Below are 15,320 nucleotides of genomic sequence, written 5' to 3' on the forward strand. Positions count from 1 at the left end.
GCGCGCATCGACAATTGGGATCGTGCCCTTCAAGGAGCGGGGCAAACCTTGCGCGACCTCGCCCACGCCGTCGACCGGAGCCTGATCGCCGGTTCCCTGCCGCTCCTCGTGGTCAATACATGCTCGGCAAGCCTTGCGACACTGCCGGCCGCAGCGCGTCATGTCGAAGATCTCATCGTGCTCTGGATCGATGCACATGGCGACTTCAACACACCGGATACGACCGGCTCCGGCTATCTCGGCGGGATGGCGCTCGCGGGCGCAAGCGGCATCTGGGACAGTGGGTACGGCGGTGGCGTCAATCCCGAGAGGACGCTCCTGATCGGAGCGCGCGATATCGATTCCGCGGAATTCGACCTGCTCCAGACGGCGAAGGTACAGATCATATCCCCCGCTGAGATCGACGAAGCGGATATCGCCCGGCGGATCGGGTCCAGCCCTGTCTGGGTGCACATCGACTGGGATGTCCTGGAGCCGGGTTTCGTTCCGGCCGCCTACAGGATCGCGGATGGTCTTCTGCCCGATCAGCTGAAGGCCATTCTGGCCGCGATCCCCCGCTCGCAGATAGCAGGGATCGAGCTCGCGGAGCTGGAATTGCCCGATGATCCACTTGCAGCCGAACGCGCCGCCCGCATGGCCATGGAGACCGTCGCCCCGCTGCTCGGCTGATCTTCGCGCGATCGGTCAGGCCATCGCCTGTTGCGTTTGCGTTGCCGTGCGGCGGTCGAAGACTGATTCGATCCTGCGCTCGATATCGGCTTTCCGGGCGCATTCCTGCAGCGCGAACGCCATCGGGGATTGCGGCAGGCGATCGGCCAGCACCAAGCCGATGGCCTGGTGATGCACAGGTTCGACCATGTCGAGAAGTGCGAGGTCGCTGGTGTCGCCGAAGACGAAGCCGAAGCTATGCGGGACGATCGCACACCAGTGGCCATGACGCAGATGCGATGCGACCCCGAGAAACGAATTGCTGATGACCTTCGGCCTCAGCTCCACGCCGGCGCTTGCGGCGATGCCGTTGAGGATGCGCCGGTTCTGCATATCCTCCGAAAGGAGGCATAGCGGCTGCGCGACGGCTTCGGCCCATGTCACCGTCCCCACCTCGGCCAGTGGATGATCGCTGCGGCAGGCAAAGACGTAGCGCTCATGGTAGAGCGGAAAACGGCTGACATTTTCCAGTGGCTCGTTGTCGAGATAGGTAATCCCGCCGTCGATCTCGAAATTCTCCAGCGATTTTTCGATGGCTCGCGACGACATCGAGCGGATTTCGACCTGGGCCAGGGGATTGCGCTCCTCGAATTGCTCGGTGAGGAACGAAACAGATGGCATGGCCGCGGGAATGACGCCGAGCCGCAGCGTTCCGGTGAGCCCGCCTTTCCGTTTCCCCATGAGATCGTCGTGCAGGCTGTCATAGTCCGCCAGGATCTGCCGGCCCCAGCGCAGGACCTTCTCGCCCTCCGGCGTCAGCGACATGAAACGGTGACCGCGGATGATCAGGGCAAGATCCAGCTCCTCCTCGATCTTGCGGATCGCCTGCGACAGCGTGGGTTGCGTGACGCTGCAGAGCTCGGCCGCGCGCCCGAAATGCTGCTCTTCCGCCAGGACGACGAAAAATCTGAGGTGTCTGATCAGCACGCGCTCTTCTCAATTCGTTATATTTAAGAAAATATAACGACTAGTGGATTTGACTGCGAAGGGAAAGCGCCTTCGCGGAATGGCAGCGCGTGACGGTTTCCGTTCGCGCCGACCTGTCGGAAAGAAAGATGCAGGCGACCTATCCCTGCATCCTCTACAACGACATGCCGAAGATCGATAATCTGAAGCGCCAGTTCCCGGCGAGCTTCCGCACCGAGCCGGTCCTCGTCGCCAAGGTCGGCATCGGCAGATAGAAACTAGGTCAGGACAGGCCGCGCACTCCGCCGCAGAAGAACGAAGACGAGGATGGATGCCAGGCCCAGCGCGCCGGACAGGACGACAGCGCGGGGATACTCGCCATTGAATACGGCGTTGTAGATTTCCAGCGACACGGTGTTCGTCTTGCCGACGATATTGCCGCCCAGCATCAGGGTGATGCCGACCTCGCCCATTGACCGCGCGGTGGCAAGCACGAGCCCGGCGACGATGGCGCCACGGATATTCGGCACGATGACATATAGAAATGTTTCCCATTCCGAACGGCCGAGCGTGCGCGAGGCCTCGCCAAGACTTTTCGATATGCCGGCAATAGCCGCCTCGACCGGCTTCACCACCAGCGGCAGGCCGGCGATCACCGATGCAAGCACGACGCCTTCGACAGTGAAGATGAAGGAAAAGCCGAAGGCCGCATCCAGCCAGGCGCCGAGCGCGCTGCGGCGGCCAAGCAGCAGAAGCAGGAAAAAGCCAAGCGCCAGCGGCGGAAACACCAGCGGCAGGGTGACGAGGATATCCAGCATCGTTCGTCCGGGCCAGCGGGGCTTCGCCAGGGCCCACCCGAGTCCGAGACCGAGCACGAGATGAAAAGCCAAGGTGATCGCGGCAACCTTGAGCGTCAGCGCTGCCGGATAGGCGAGCGCGGGGTCGCTCAGGGCTGACGCGATCGCCTCCACTTCAGAAACCGTAACGGGTCAAGATCGCGCGCGCCGGCCCGGTCTCCAGGAATTTCGCGAACCCGTCCGTTGCGGAAGACGCCTTGTCCGTCTTGCGGATGCCGCAAGAGACTTCGACTGGATCGTAAAGCGATGCATCGACTTCGACATAACCGCCGATCGTATCGCCGGCGCCGATGGCATCGGTAGCATTGACGAAGCCGGCATCGACCTCGCCGCTGGCAATGTAGCTCGTCACCTGCGGCACGGTGGCAACCGCGATCAGCTTCGGATCGACGGCGGCCGTAAGCTTCGCGCGCTCCAGAAACTGCCGCCCGGCCTTGCCGTAGATGGCTTTCGCCTGGTCCGGGATGCCGATCCGCTTGATGCCGTCGCCGGCAATGTCCTCTGCCTTCGCCAGGGAAATATCCTTGCGGTAGGCGACCACGAGCTTGCCGAGGCCGAGCTTCACCATGCGGTCGAACTTGAGGCCGTCGGCATGATGGAGCGTTGCCTTGTCACCACAGACGATGGTGATCTCATCGCTTTCGCGCGCCTGCGCAAGAACCTGGCCGACGTGACCGTAGACCTGCAGAACCTTGTTGCCGCTTTCGGCCTCATAGGCGGCAGCCAGCTCGCTCAACGGCTTGCGAAAACCCGCGCCAGCCGCAAGCGTCGCCTCGTCGGCATGGGCTTGGGAGAGGCCGGCGAACAGCGTTAGACCGGTTGCCAGGATAGAGGCGAATGAGCGATTTTGGGGCATGATCCAATCCATGTTGCGTCGGAAACGAGTGGCGATACTATGGATGTATATGACTGAATACAACGATCAGAACTCCCGCTCGTATCCAGCCGCATCCGACGATGCCGGCGGCTGGGTCGATCTCTCCGTGGAGATGGCGCTCGATGGTCCGGCAGGGCCGTTCGACCTCGATGTCGCGCTGTCGGCGGCAAAGGGCGCCTTCGTGGCTCTTGTGGGTCCGTCAGGAGCCGGCAAGACGACGTTGCTGCGCCTGCTTGCCGGTCTCGCGACGCCGCGTCGTGGCCGAATCCATGTCGGTTCGGCGATCTGGTGCGATACGCAGAACGGGACGGCAGTGCCGGTGCGGGACCGCTCAATCGGCTTCGTCTTCCAGGACTATGCCCTTTTTCCCAACATGACCGTTCGGCGGAATGTCGAATATGCCATCGGCCGTAATTTCGAACCTGCCGAGGTCCGGCGATTGCTGGAATTGGTCGATCTTCAGGCGCTCGCCGGCGCTTATCCTGCCCGGCTGTCCGGTGGCCAGAAACAACGCCTGGCGCTGATCCGCGCGCTGGCCCGCCGGCCGGACATCCTGATGCTCGACGAGCCGCTGTCCGCCCTGGATCCGGCCATGCGGCGGCAATTGCAGGACGAACTCAAGCGCCTCCACCGGACCTTTGGCACCACGACCTTCATGGTGAGCCACGACATCACGGAGATCCTGCGCCTTGCCGATCGCGTCATCCGGCTGGAGAACGGCAGGATCGTTTCGGATGGCGACCCGGCCAGTGCCTTTGCCGCGGGCAGGCCGGAGAACGGCCTGCTCGGCCATCACGTCAGCGGGCCGGACGAAAGCGGCTATTGCCTCGTCTCGATCGAAGGCCGGATATGCCGCATCCGCTACACAAACGCCCCGCCGCATCTCGCACCCGGCGATCTGGTGACAATCCACATGGACGAGGCGGCAGTTCACCACGCTGCTCCAAAAGCCAGGGATCAGGCCGGCTCGATCCTCACCTTCACGTCCCGCGGCGGCGCGAGATAAGGCGCGGACGTCACGAGCAGATCGGCCCCCGCCGCCGCATAAGCCGTAGCGTTCGAAGCATTGACACCGCCCGCGGCGGCAAGCAGGGGACGCGGGGAGAAGGCGCGCAGCCGCTCGGCGGTCGCCGCGACCTGGTCGGGCGTCATCTTGTCGACCTGGACGATCTCGGCTCCGGCTTGCGCCAGCAGGACCGCTTCCTCGACTTCGGATGCTTCCGCCGCAAGCCGCCGCTCCGGCGAAAACGCCTTCAGCCGCGCGAAATGATCGGCCAGGGAGACGTTTCCATCGAGCAGGCTCCGGTGCTCCTCGAACACCAGCACGTAATCTGACAGCCCGAGACGATGCGGCGCCGCGCCGCCGGTCTCGATGGCACGCAATGCCCAGCGTTTCATGCCCGGCATATGCTTGCGGGTGCAGGTGACGCGGCAATGCGGATTGCCGCTATGCGCCGCATCGACGATCGCCCGTGTGGCTGTCGCGATGCCGGAAAGGATCTCCATCAGCGTCTGCGCCATCTTGTAGGTGCGGTGCAGGCTTCCGCCCGTTCCATGTGCTTCCAGCAGCAGCGTGCCGGCCGCGATCCGTGTACCGGAGGGAACGACGATCCGGACCGATGCTCCCGACAGCTCGAACATGCGGGCGGCCTCCTCGACGGCGCACACCGTCATGTCGTGGCGAGCCGTCAGGATCGCCCGCGCCGGCGTGCGGGAAATGCCGAGCCCTTCGGTTGTCGGGTCCGAATAGGGGCAGTCGTCAAGCAGGATTCGGGCAAGGTCTTCATCATGGATCGTCGGCATTTTTCCCAGTCGACCTTCATCGTCATGGCGTTATATTCCTTTGCAACTAACGATACGAAATCGATGGCGTCAACGCAGAAGCGGCATGCCTTGCAGGCAACCCGGCTTCGGCACGCCAGGGAGCAAGGCGACATGGGCATGGACAAGCCGTTCGGGAAAAGCGCCATCAGTGTCGACGAGGCGCGCCGTTTGATCACGGCCGAGATACGCTGCGTCGAAGAGGAAGTCGTCAGCCTTTCCGATGCGCTCGGCCGTGTGTCGGCCGCCCGCGTAAAAGCCGTGGTAACGTCGCCGCCATTCGATGTGTCGGCGATGGATGGCTATGCGGTCCACGCTGCAGACGTGCCTTCTGCCGACACGGTCCTGCCGCTTTCCGGCGTTTCGAAGGCCGGCATCCCGGCTGTACCGACACTCGCCCCGGGAACCTGCATGCGCATCTTCACCGGCGCCCCTGTTCCGACCGGAGCGGACGCCATCGTGATCCAGGAAGACGTTGACGCCGACGGCGGATGGATCATGTTTCGAGTAAAGGCCGAGGCTGGTCTTTACGTCCGAAGGGCCGGTCTCAACTTCAACGCGGGCGCACAGGTCGTCGCGGCAGGTCGCGTGCTGACCGCAAGAGACATCGGCCTGCTCGCTGCGGCTGGCCATGACCGGATCGCCGTTCGCCGCCGGCCGAGGATCGCGGTCCTGTCGACCGGCGACGAACTCGCTGCCGACATGGAGACAAGCGGCCCAGGGCGGATATTCGATGCCAATCGCCCGGCGCTCATCGCGCTGATCCGGGCATGGGGTGGCGAGCCGGTCGATCTCGGCGTTGCCGGCGATGACGATGCCGCCATCACGACCGCGCTTTCCGGCCTCAAGGCAGATCTTCTGCTGGTGACCGGCGGCGCTTCGGTCGGCGACCACGATCGCGTCCGCCCCGCGCTTCAGGCGCTGAGCCTGAGCTTCAACTTCTGGAAAATCCGGATGAGGCCCGGCAAGCCGCTGATGTCCGGCATGCTCGGCAACATGCCGGTGCTGGGCCTTCCGGGAAATCCTGTCTCGGCTCTGGTCTGCGCCCTGCTCTTCCTCGAACCCGCCATCTGCGCTCTGACCGGGCGGGATGCGGCAGGCCCGAAGTTCGAGACAGCGCGCCTGTCCACTCCCATCGGAAAGACGGGCGAGCGCGACGACTATCTGCGTGCGGTGGTGACAACCGGTGACGACGGCCTCTCGGTCGCGGCGTTCCCCCAACAGGACAGCTCCATGCTCGCCCTGCTCGCCAGCGCGAACGCATTGCTCTTCCGACCGGCTGGCGCTCCGCCGGCGGAAGCGGGCGAGCCGGTACAGATCGTCCGCTTCGATGGCATTGCCGGCTTCTGACCGTCACGGATCACGCGAAGCAGCGAAGCTCGGATGCTCCCGGTCCAGTATGGGCCGGTCCAACGCCCTCCACCACGCCTCGATAGCCTGAACGCTCGCCTCCAGTCGTGTCACGGCCGGTGCCCAGGCCTGCCAGGCGTCGCTATGCCTGGAGGAGACCGTGGTCAGCAGCGGTGTTCCTGCGCGCGCGGCTATAGAGAAAGCTCTCCACAGGCCCTGCTCCATCGCTTCGAGCTTGCCGAACTTGCTCAGGACCACGAGGTCCGCCATCGCCAGTTCCGGAAGCAGCAGGTCGCAGGCGCTTTCGATTCCGAAGGCGTCCAGATGGCATTTCGTGCCAACCGGCGCTGTGCCAAGCTGAATGGAAAATCGTCTTCCGGTGACGATATCGCGTAGATAGCCCGCACTGCAGGCGCCCTCGATCTCACTGTCTTCAGCAAGCGTACCCGCAACCCTGACGCCCTCAGCGGAAAGCGTGGCCACAGCCTGCGAAAGGACCAACTGGGGATCTCTTTTGTCTCTGGTCTCGATAATCGCGATGGAGTGAACCTTGGTCATGGCCAAAAGCATAGCACCGTTTGATCCTTCCCGCCCGCCTCTCGTTGTCGAGCGTGACCTTGGCGGCCTGTTCGCTGGAGGCGATGGCGGCGGCGCGGTCGAGCACCAGCAGCCAGTCCGGGTTCGCCTCGCGGATGAATTCGAAGGACATCGCCTCGCCATACGTCGCGGACTGGATATCCTCCATCTCCGGCGTGCTGGCCGGGCTCCACCAAAGGAACCCGACACGGAGAGCGCGGTGCCGAAGACTTCCGGATGGCGCATCGCGACGGTCACCGCCGCAAGCTCGTCATGAAGCCCGACAACCCGGCTCCTCGCGGACGCCCCCGTTCTGACGCGCACGCGCATTGCCGATGCGGGCATCGCCATCGGTAATGGCGAAGCGTCGTTGATCGCCGCTACCGTAGTCCTTAGGACAACGACCCGCAGCATACTCCCTCAATCAGCAGCAATCTTCCATTGCCGCATTTCCATCGAGCACGTCCAGAGCCGCCGATATGTTGGTGAGGAAGCCAGCAAAGCTTCATGAGGGCCGCTGGCCTCGATGACGCCCTCGTTCAAGAGAACGATCCGATCAGCCCTGACGACGGAAGGCAGGTCGTGCGCGATCACAAAGAGGGTGCGACCTGCGGCAAGAGCCGATATCGCCCGCTGGATCGCTTCCTCGTTTTCCGGATCGAGCGCCGACGTGGCCTCGTCGAGGACGACGATCGGTGCGTCCTTCAGGATCGCCCGGGCGATGCAGATCCGCTGGCGCTCGCCACCGGAAAGTCGGGCGCCGAGCGTACCGACCCTCGTCTCGTAGCCATGTTCGAAGCCGAGGATCGCGTCGTGAACGGCAGCGGCCCTCGCCGCCGCCTCCACTTCCCCGCGCGAGGCGGACGGACGGCCGACGCGGATATTGTCAGCGATGGTTTCGTCGAACAGCAACGCCTCCTGGAAGACGGGCGCGATCATCGCGGCGAACGCCTGATCGTCGATATCGCGGATGTCCCGGCCGCCGATCAGGATCCGCCCGCGATCCGGCTCCCAGAAGCGCATGAGGAGCTGCATGCAGGTGGTCTTCCCGCTGCCATTGGCGCCGATGAACGCGATCATCTCTCCTTGCTCCGCCGTAAAGGAGATGCCGGAAAGAGCTGGAGCTTCTCGCCCGCGATGCGTGAAGGTCACGTCTTCATAGCGCACGTCGAAGGCTTCGGGGCGGCCATCCCGGCCAGCCGGCGGCAAAGGGACGGCTAGAAGGCCATCGACATTCCCGCGGCCGATCCGTGCGAGCTCCAGCATGACGGAAAGGCTGGCGAAGCTTCGCGCGGGAACCGTCGCGCAAACCACCAGAAACCCCGCGATCGCCAGACGGGCCGCATCGGCGCCCGATCCATCGCCGAAAGCGAGGACCGACAGGAAAATCGCGAGCGCGGCAGACAGGTCGATCACCATGCGAAACAGCACGGCAAGCGGCGTCATCCGCCGCACGCCCAGCCATGCGCCGTCCCGCAGGCGTGCGACAGAGCCGGCAAACACGCTTTTTGCATCCCCCTCTCCGGCAAAGGCCCGCAGCACCGAGACACCCTCGGCCTGCTCCTGCATGACCAGCGATATCTCGGCCAGGCTGCGGGCGCGCCGTTCCAGCCCCACGGACAGCCTGCGGCGGGCGAAGAGCAGAAGGGCAAGGCCAATCGCCATGCCGAGGATGGCGGACAATCCCGCGACCGGCCAGACGACGGCCGCCCCGGCCAGGCAGGCGGCGAGCGCCGCGGCGTTGGCGGCGATCTCCGGGCGGGTGTGTGAAGCGTGGTTCTCCAGCCAGAGGACATCTTCCGACACCGCCTGCATGACCTTCCCGCCGTCGATGGCGCGGAACGCGCCGAGCGGCATGCGCAGGAGGCGGGCGAGGATGGTGCGCCGCAGGCAAAGACCATCCTCATAGGCTCGTGCATGAAGCCGGCGCGAGGCGGGCCACAGCAGAAGACGGCGCAGGATGGCGATCCCGACAAGGCCGGCGATGCCCCACAAGGCCGCGGAGGCCGGATTCCCGCCGACCGCCCGCCACAGGAAGAGCGCGACGAGCAGCGGCTGGGCACCGAGTAGAATGCCATCAGCCATGCGGCCGAGCAGCCCCGCATCGCGCCGGAAGCCAAGGTCGAGAAGCCTGTCACGCACTGCCATCAATCCGCTCCCGTGATGCGAAGGGCGAAGGAGCGGGCGATGGCATGCGAGCGCCATTGCCGTGCATAGGCGCCATCGAGGGCCATGAGGGCATCATGCGCGCCACTTTCGACGATGCGGCCCTCCTCCAGATAGACGATGCGGTCGAAGTCGCGCACGGAGGACAGGCGATGGGCGACGGCGACCACCGTCCGGCCTTTCGCCAGCGCGCTCAGGGCCGCCTGGATTTCGTGCTGGCCGTCCGGATCGAGATAGGCGGTCGCCTCGTCGAGAAAGAGGACCGGCGCGTCCTTGAGAAAGGCGCGGGCGATGGCGAGCCGCTGCTTCTGCCCGCCGGATAGCCCCTCCCCCCTGTGCAGCACCGTGTCGTAGCCGGCCGGCAGCGCGCGGATGAAATCGTCCGCGCGGGCACGTCTTGCCGCCTCGACGATCTCCGTGTCGCTCGCCCCCGGCCGGCCGATCGCGATATTGGCGCGGATCGTCTGGGAGAACAGGAAGGTCTCCTGGAAGACCGCCGTGAACCGCGCGGCAAGCTCCGCCTGCGGGAAGGCGCGGATATCGTGCCCACCGAGCATGATGCGGCCGGTATCCGGATCGAAAAAGCGCAGGAGAAGCCGCGCCAGCGTCGTCTTGCCGGATCCGCTCGGCCCGACGAGGGCGACCTTCTGGCCGGCGCCGATCTCGAGATCGATCTCCTCAAGCGCGAACCCGTCCCCGTAGGAAAAGCCGACCCCGTCGAAACGGATGCTCCCGCCGTCCGCCGCAGCGCCTTCGATCAAGGGAAGGTCCGGCAGCCGGAGCACGGCATCGACACGGGCAAGCGAAGCCTCCTGGATGCGCAGCCGCCCCATCGCGCCGAAGAGGCGCGCACCGATGGACGACAGGGAGAAGGCCCCCAGCAGGAAGAATATCAGGACGGCGATGCCATCCGGCAACGGATAGAGCCAGAGCCCCAGCGGGGCGACGAACAGGAGGCCGGACGTCGTGGCGAGGAAGAACCAGTTGGTTCCCGATGCCGCAAAGGCGAGCCACCGGCCCACGACATCCCCGAGTTCACGGAAGGCGCCCTCCGCGCGGGACAGGTTCTCGGGCGCCATGCCGTAGGCCTTGATGACGGGGACCATGCCGACCGCCTCCTGCAAGGCGGCGTCCACGCCTGCCTGCGCCGCGACGAAGCGCGCCGACAAGCCGTCGTCGTTGCGCAGGATGAGTGAAAAGGCGAGGAACCCGGCAAGCACTGGCAGGAAGGCCGCCAGCGCCAGACGCCAGTCGACGACAAGCATGGCGATTCCGATGAGGAGCGGCGCAACGAGCGCGGCGACGAGATCGGGGATCAGGTGGGCAATGCCGTCCTCGATGCGCTCGGCATCTTCCATCAGCGTGCGGCGAAGCACGGCGGCGTCGATGCGCCGGATGGCGCCGAGAGGGGCGGACCAGAGCTTTCGGCCGATGGCGAGCCGCGTCTGCGCCTGGATGTCGATCGCCACGCGGTGCGCAAGAAGGTTCGAGGCCGCCTGCAGGATGCAAGAGAGGACCACCGCGCCCAGGAAGCCCGCGGACCAGAGCAACGCCCCGTCCCGCTCATTGGCCACCAGTGCGCCGATGGCGAGCGCAATCAGGACGGCAACGCCCGTTTCCAGGGCTGCGGCGCCAGTTGCAAGCGCCATGACGGCGGCCATCCGGCCGCGCCTGCCCCTGGTGAGCGACCAGAGCCGGACGGCGGCACCCCCGCCCGAAACATCGCTCTGCGCCATCGCGTCTGCGCTTTCTTCCATCGCCAGCTCAGAACTTGATCTTGAAGCTGCCACCGAAGGTCAGCGGATCACCGGGCGAGACGAGTTTACCCGTGCCTAGATCGGCGGCGACGATGCGATAGTCGACATTCCCGATGTTCCTGGCGAAGACATAGGCCGCATAGCGGTCGTTCTCCACGCCGGCATAGGCGTCCACGAGACCGTAGCCCTTCTGGCTGATCGTGTTCTGGACATCGAAATAATAGCTCGAGCGGTAGCGGTAGTTCATCCCGACCTTGCCGACGAGATCGTCCCATCCGATCTCCCACTGGTAGGCGATGCCCGCCGAACCGGTGAAGCGCGAGACGAACTGCTGCTGGCTACCGCTGACATCGACCGTGCCGGAACCATCGAGCGCCCGGGCGTTGCGGTAGTCCTTGTAGGTCGCATCGGCATATCCGGCTCCGGCCGTCAGCGTCCAGTGATCGTCGAGGTCATAGGCGACGGACAGTTCGCCGCCCCAGGATTCGCTGCGCGGGGCATTGGAAATCGGCGTCGCGCCGGTCAGTGCATTGAAGCCCTGAACCTGCTGGTCGCGCCAGTCGATGTAGAAGACCGACGCCTCCACCTTGAGCCGGTCATCGAGCGCTGTCGATTTCAGGCCGAGCTCGTAGCTGACGACGCGCTCCGAATCATATGCCCCCTCGTCGCCGAGACCGACGAAGCCGGAATTGAAGCCGCCCGACTTGTAGCCGCTGGAAACGCCGCCATAGAAGTTCAGCCCCTCCATCGGCTCGAACTGCAGGCCGAGGCGCGGCGTGACGTAGGTTTCCGAAAGCTTCGCGCTGTAGCCCGGCGCGAAGGTCCCCGTGAGGCCCAGAAGCTGGGCGGTGGCGTTGGCGGTGAAGTCGTAGTCGAACGCCTTGCGGTCATGGCCGACGCGCAGGCCGCCATAGAGCTTCCACTGGTCGTTCAGCGCGTAGGTGCCGTCCGCGAAGGCGGAGAGCGAAACCGTGTCCGTATCCCCGCGGGTCGAGAGCGTCGCCTCGCCACCGGTGAAGGTACTGTTCGCGCCGTAGATGCGCGAGGCCTGGGAGAACTCGCCGTAGAGGCCGGCGACCCAGTTGAAGCGGTCATTGTCCTCGGAAACGTAACGCACCTCCTGCGACCACTGGCGATAGCTGCCGTCGAAGGGGTTTTCCGCGCGGTAGCGGAAATCGGGGAAGCCGAAGGACTGGAAGAGCGCGTCATAGGCGGCGAAGTAGCCGATCGGGAAGCCGTTGCCGCCCACGCCCACCGCGCTTTTCTGGAAGCCGGAGATCGAGACGATCTTGTCGCCGTTGTCGAGCCGGTAGGTCAATTGGCCCGAGGCCGTGACGAGATCGCTGTCGATGCGGGTGGGATCATCGACTGCAACACCGCGTCTGCCCGCCAGGAAGTCCGCCTCCGGCATGCCGAACATCTCGCCGTCCAGCACCTGCCGCTCGATGTCGACGATGCCGAGGAACTCGAGATTGTCGGTGATGTCGCCGGCAATGCTCAGGCGGCCATGCACGTCCCTGCCGCCGCCGAGATCCCCGCCGTCCACGGTCGAATGCAGGAAGCCCTCCGTTTTCGAGGCCGATATGGCTCCGCGCACCGCCCAGCCATTGTCGCCGATCGGCATGTTGAAGACGCCCGTCATGCCCAGCGTGCCGAAACGGCCGAAGTCCACCCCGACCTCGCCGCCGGTGAAGTCCGGATCGGGACGGTTGGAGAGGATGTTGACCGAGCCGGCTATTGTGTTGCGGCCGTAGAGCGTGCCCTGCGGGCCGCGCAATATCTCGATGCGGTCGACATCGAGCAGCGTGCCGCTATGAGCCTGCGCATTGCCGATGCCGACGCCGTCGATGGTGATGCCGACCGACGGGTCGCTCTCGATAAGGGCGGAGCCGACGCCGCGGATGGCCGTGAAGGACGTATAGAGCCTGGCGGTGACAGCGCCCGTCTGGGCATTCGGCACGGCGGCGATCGCGTCGTCACGGCGCTTCGTCTTGCGCAGCGACAGCCCTTCGCCGGTCTGCACCACGATACTGGCCGGCACATCCTTGCTTTCGGCCGCGCGCTTTTGCGCCGTGACGATGACCGGCTTGAGGACGGTCTCTTCGCCGACCTCCTGCGCCAGTGCGAGAACAGGCAGGCTGACGCCAGCCAGAAGCGCGGCAAAGCCGATGGCAGTCTTCATTGATCAATCCCCGAACCCGATTTCGCGCGGATTATCCTGATTGCGCGAGGGAGGGTCGAGGCAGTTGGCTTATGCGTTTCGACAAAAAGCTTGCGATTTTCATCAAGTTTAAAATCGTTCAAGATTTCAACCGGCTAGGCGGATAGCCGAAGTGCCTCGTGAAAGCGGAGGTAAAATTGGCCGGGTGCTGGTAGCCGGCCTTGTAGGCCGCTTCGGCTATGCTCAGCCCATCGCGCAGGATGGCGTTGCGGCCGATCAGGAGCCGCCGCTCCAGGAGGTATTCCCGGGCACTGACGCCGAAGGCGCGCTGGAAGTCCTGCTTGAGCTTGCTCTGGCTGATGGCGGAGCGGACAGCGAGCGCGGCGAGGGAATCAATTGTCGCGGCATTGGCATCGATATGCCGTCGGATCTCCAGCATGCGCTCCAGCGACTTCGGCGTCAGGTTCGCCGTCGCCGCGATCTCGGGCGGCCGGAAAGCCTCCGCCAGGAAGCCGAGGAGGCTCATCGCGCTGGCATCGAGATGCACGTTGGTGAAGGCACCTATCGCCGGCGGATTGAGCACGGACCAGGCGATCTGCCGCAGCCGCGCATCGAGCGCATGCCGGCGGATCATGACCGGCTGGCGCATGGCGCGCTGCATGGCCTCGAAGGTCGGATCACCCCTCATGGCCGAAAGGTTGTGTTCCGCCCAGGCGGGGGTCAGCAGCAGTTCCACCACCCGCACGGGCTGGTCGGCATGGATCGTCATGCTCGTCGGCTGGCTTTCCCCGGTGGAGGTGATCCACACCTCGTCCGGGCAGAAGCCGCCCTCGATGCCTTCGGTCGTGTTGGTCGCATAGCCTTCGAGCACGACCGACAGGCAGATCGCGGGGAAAGTCCGGCTCTGGTAGGCAATCGGCCGCTCCAGCAGGAGATCGGTGATGCCGAGGAACATGCCCGGGCCGACCTCGCGCCAGCGGCGCGACTCGCCCTGCATTTCCGCCGGTTCCTCCATGGCCGCGGAAGGCTCGGCCTCGAACGGAACGGCTTGCGTCATGCCTCGCCGTCCCCCGCGCGGATGGCAAGCGCCCGGGACGGCTGCATGCCGAAGCGGCGGAGGAAGAGTTGGGAAAAGTGGCTCGGATTGCTGTAGCCGACGGCGATCGCCGCCTGGGTGACGTTCATCTCCCCTCGCTCGATCAGGCGGCGGGCCTCCAGCAGCCGCTGCTCCTTGAGGAAGGCATAGACGGCAAGTCCGTACAGGCTCTTGAAGCCGGATTTCAGCCGCTTCTGCGTCAGGCCGACCTCGCGGGCGAGCTCGTCGAGCGTCCAGGGACGGGCGAGCTCGGCGATCAGGAGGTCACGGGCGCGCTGGAGCGGGCGGCGGTCGCGTGGCGGGATCGTCTGGGCCGGCTGCGTGCGCCGCACGGCGGTGATGGAGGCATTGATGATGTCGAGGGCGCGGGCCTCGAAGGCGAGGTCGTCGCTCTCGACCATCGCGCTGTCGAACAGCGCCCGCGCCACGGCGAGAAGGTCCGGCGGCACCGGCAGCACGCCGACCCAGGTACCGTTGCCCGACGCCATGTGCAGGGCATGCTGCTCGTCGAGACTGGCAAGGAGATCGCCTGCACCGAGCTTCTGCCAGAGGCCGATGTCGACGCGGATGTCCATGCCCTTGAAGCGGGTGCCGACGGGCACGTCGTAGAGGCCGACGGCGCCCTGCGGCGCCGCCATGATGTAGATGCGGCCCGGACGATAGGGGATCGACGATAACCGTTCCTCGGCGTCGCTTCCCAGCAGCCAGCCCTGCCCCGACGCCTCGAAGAGGAAATCGATCGCGACGCAGGGTTCCGTCGCGAAGCGGCCGACGAAATCGGCGCCGATCACCATGTCGAAGACGGAGATGGTCAGGCCCGGGCGCACGCCGAGGATCTTGTAGGCCCCTTCGGTCGAGGTCGCGGAAAAGGTCGGGTCGGCCGGGCTCGGGCCAAGCACGACCACGTCGTCCTGATCGGACTGCGCCAGAGCGCGCTGTTCCACACGGAGATTCATCTGCCCCACCAAATAATGGACCTGATCGCAATATCGTTGAACCTGATTACAATAGTCAAGTTTTGCACATCGGCCTAGTGAGGTCGGGA

15 protein-coding genes are annotated in these 15,320 nt (G+C 65.2%); 4 read left to right on the forward strand and 11 right to left on the reverse strand.

Annotated features, from left to right (window positions below; all coding sequences use genetic code 11):
- Positions 1-48 precede the first annotated feature (48 nt).
- Positions 49-669: an arginase family protein gene (locus ACZ1A1_RS00950; RefSeq protein WP_463618369.1), complete on the forward strand. Its 621-nt coding sequence runs from the start codon at positions 49-51 to the stop codon at positions 667-669.
- A 15-nt stretch (positions 670-684) separates the two neighbouring features.
- On the opposite strand, the gene ACZ1A1_RS00955 is transcribed toward ACZ1A1_RS00950, so the two are convergent.
- Positions 685-1,635: a LysR family transcriptional regulator gene (locus ACZ1A1_RS00955; RefSeq protein WP_463618370.1), complete on the reverse strand. Its 951-nt coding sequence runs from the start codon at positions 1,633-1,635 to the stop codon at positions 685-687.
- An 89-nt stretch (positions 1,636-1,724) separates the two neighbouring features.
- On the opposite strand from ACZ1A1_RS00955, the gene ACZ1A1_RS00960 reads away from it, so the two are divergent.
- On the forward strand, positions 1,725-1,889 hold the full coding sequence (locus ACZ1A1_RS00960; protein ID WP_463618371.1) for a hypothetical protein: 165 nt from the start codon (positions 1,725-1,727) through the stop codon (positions 1,887-1,889).
- 3 nt (positions 1,890-1,892) lie between these two features.
- Here the strand turns inward: ACZ1A1_RS00960 and modB are convergent, their stop codons facing one another.
- Together modB and modA are read right to left on the reverse strand one after the other, a co-directional pair.
- A complete protein-coding gene (gene modB / locus ACZ1A1_RS00965) occupies positions 1,893-2,585 on the reverse strand; it encodes a molybdate ABC transporter permease subunit (protein WP_463618372.1) in 693 nt (230 codons plus the stop codon).
- 1 nt (position 2,586) lies between these two features.
- Positions 2,587-3,327 (reverse strand): molybdate ABC transporter substrate-binding protein, encoded by a 741-nt coding sequence (gene modA / locus ACZ1A1_RS00970; protein WP_463618373.1) that lies wholly within the window; start codon positions 3,325-3,327, stop codon positions 2,587-2,589.
- Here modA and ACZ1A1_RS00975 point away from each other — a divergent pair.
- Positions 3,326-4,354 carry an ABC transporter ATP-binding protein gene (locus ACZ1A1_RS00975; protein WP_463618374.1) on the forward strand — a complete coding sequence of 343 codons (1,029 nt, stop codon included), beginning with the start codon at positions 3,326-3,328 and terminating at the stop codon, positions 4,352-4,354. The two genes, modA and ACZ1A1_RS00975, sit on opposite strands and share 2 nt — an antisense overlap.
- Here the strand turns inward: ACZ1A1_RS00975 and modD are convergent.
- Positions 4,306-5,151, reverse strand: a complete 846-nt coding sequence (gene modD / locus ACZ1A1_RS00980; RefSeq protein ID WP_463618375.1) for a ModD protein — start codon at positions 5,149-5,151, stop codon at positions 4,306-4,308. The genes ACZ1A1_RS00975 and modD overlap by 49 nt on opposite strands.
- Here modD and ACZ1A1_RS00985 point away from each other — a divergent pair.
- Entirely contained in the window at positions 5,137-6,519 is a 1,383-nt protein-coding gene (locus ACZ1A1_RS00985) for a molybdopterin molybdotransferase MoeA (protein WP_463618376.1), read from the forward strand. The two genes, modD and ACZ1A1_RS00985, sit on opposite strands and share 15 nt — an antisense overlap.
- A gap of 3 nt (positions 6,520-6,522) precedes the next feature.
- On the opposite strand, the gene ACZ1A1_RS00990 is transcribed toward ACZ1A1_RS00985, so the two are convergent.
- From ACZ1A1_RS00990 to ACZ1A1_RS01020, 7 genes are all read right to left on the reverse strand, one after another.
- Entirely contained in the window at positions 6,523-7,020 is a 498-nt protein-coding gene (locus ACZ1A1_RS00990) for a DUF2478 domain-containing protein (RefSeq protein WP_463618377.1), read from the reverse strand.
- Positions 6,983-7,264 (reverse strand): hypothetical protein, encoded by a 282-nt coding sequence (locus tag ACZ1A1_RS00995; RefSeq protein WP_463618378.1) that lies wholly within the window; start codon positions 7,262-7,264, stop codon positions 6,983-6,985. Before ACZ1A1_RS00995 ends, ACZ1A1_RS00990 begins: the two co-directional genes overlap by 38 nt.
- A gap of 251 nt (positions 7,265-7,515) precedes the next feature.
- Positions 7,516-9,243: an ABC transporter ATP-binding protein gene (locus ACZ1A1_RS01000; RefSeq protein ID WP_463618379.1), complete on the reverse strand. Its 1,728-nt coding sequence runs from the start codon at positions 9,241-9,243 to the stop codon at positions 7,516-7,518.
- The gene (locus ACZ1A1_RS01005; RefSeq protein ID WP_463618380.1) at positions 9,243-11,018 is read right to left on the reverse strand and encodes an ABC transporter ATP-binding protein; all 1,776 of its coding nucleotides are present in this window, start codon (positions 11,016-11,018) and stop codon (positions 9,243-9,245) included. The genes ACZ1A1_RS01000 and ACZ1A1_RS01005 overlap by 1 nt, the downstream gene beginning before the upstream one ends.
- 7 nt (positions 11,019-11,025) lie before the next feature.
- On the reverse strand, positions 11,026-13,200 hold the full coding sequence (locus ACZ1A1_RS01010) for a TonB-dependent receptor (protein ID WP_463618381.1): 2,175 nt from the start codon (positions 13,198-13,200) through the stop codon (positions 11,026-11,028).
- Between the two features lie 118 nt (positions 13,201-13,318).
- Positions 13,319-14,236, reverse strand: coding sequence for a helix-turn-helix transcriptional regulator (locus ACZ1A1_RS01015; protein WP_415212153.1), 918 nt, complete (start codon positions 14,234-14,236; stop codon positions 13,319-13,321).
- The gene (locus tag ACZ1A1_RS01020; protein ID WP_463618382.1) at positions 14,233-15,231 is read right to left on the reverse strand and encodes a helix-turn-helix transcriptional regulator; all 999 of its coding nucleotides are present in this window, start codon (positions 15,229-15,231) and stop codon (positions 14,233-14,235) included. Before ACZ1A1_RS01020 ends, ACZ1A1_RS01015 begins: the two co-directional genes overlap by 4 nt.
- Between the last annotated feature and the right edge of the window lie 89 nt (positions 15,232-15,320).

Source organism: Shinella sp. R2-11 (assembly GCF_055330205.1).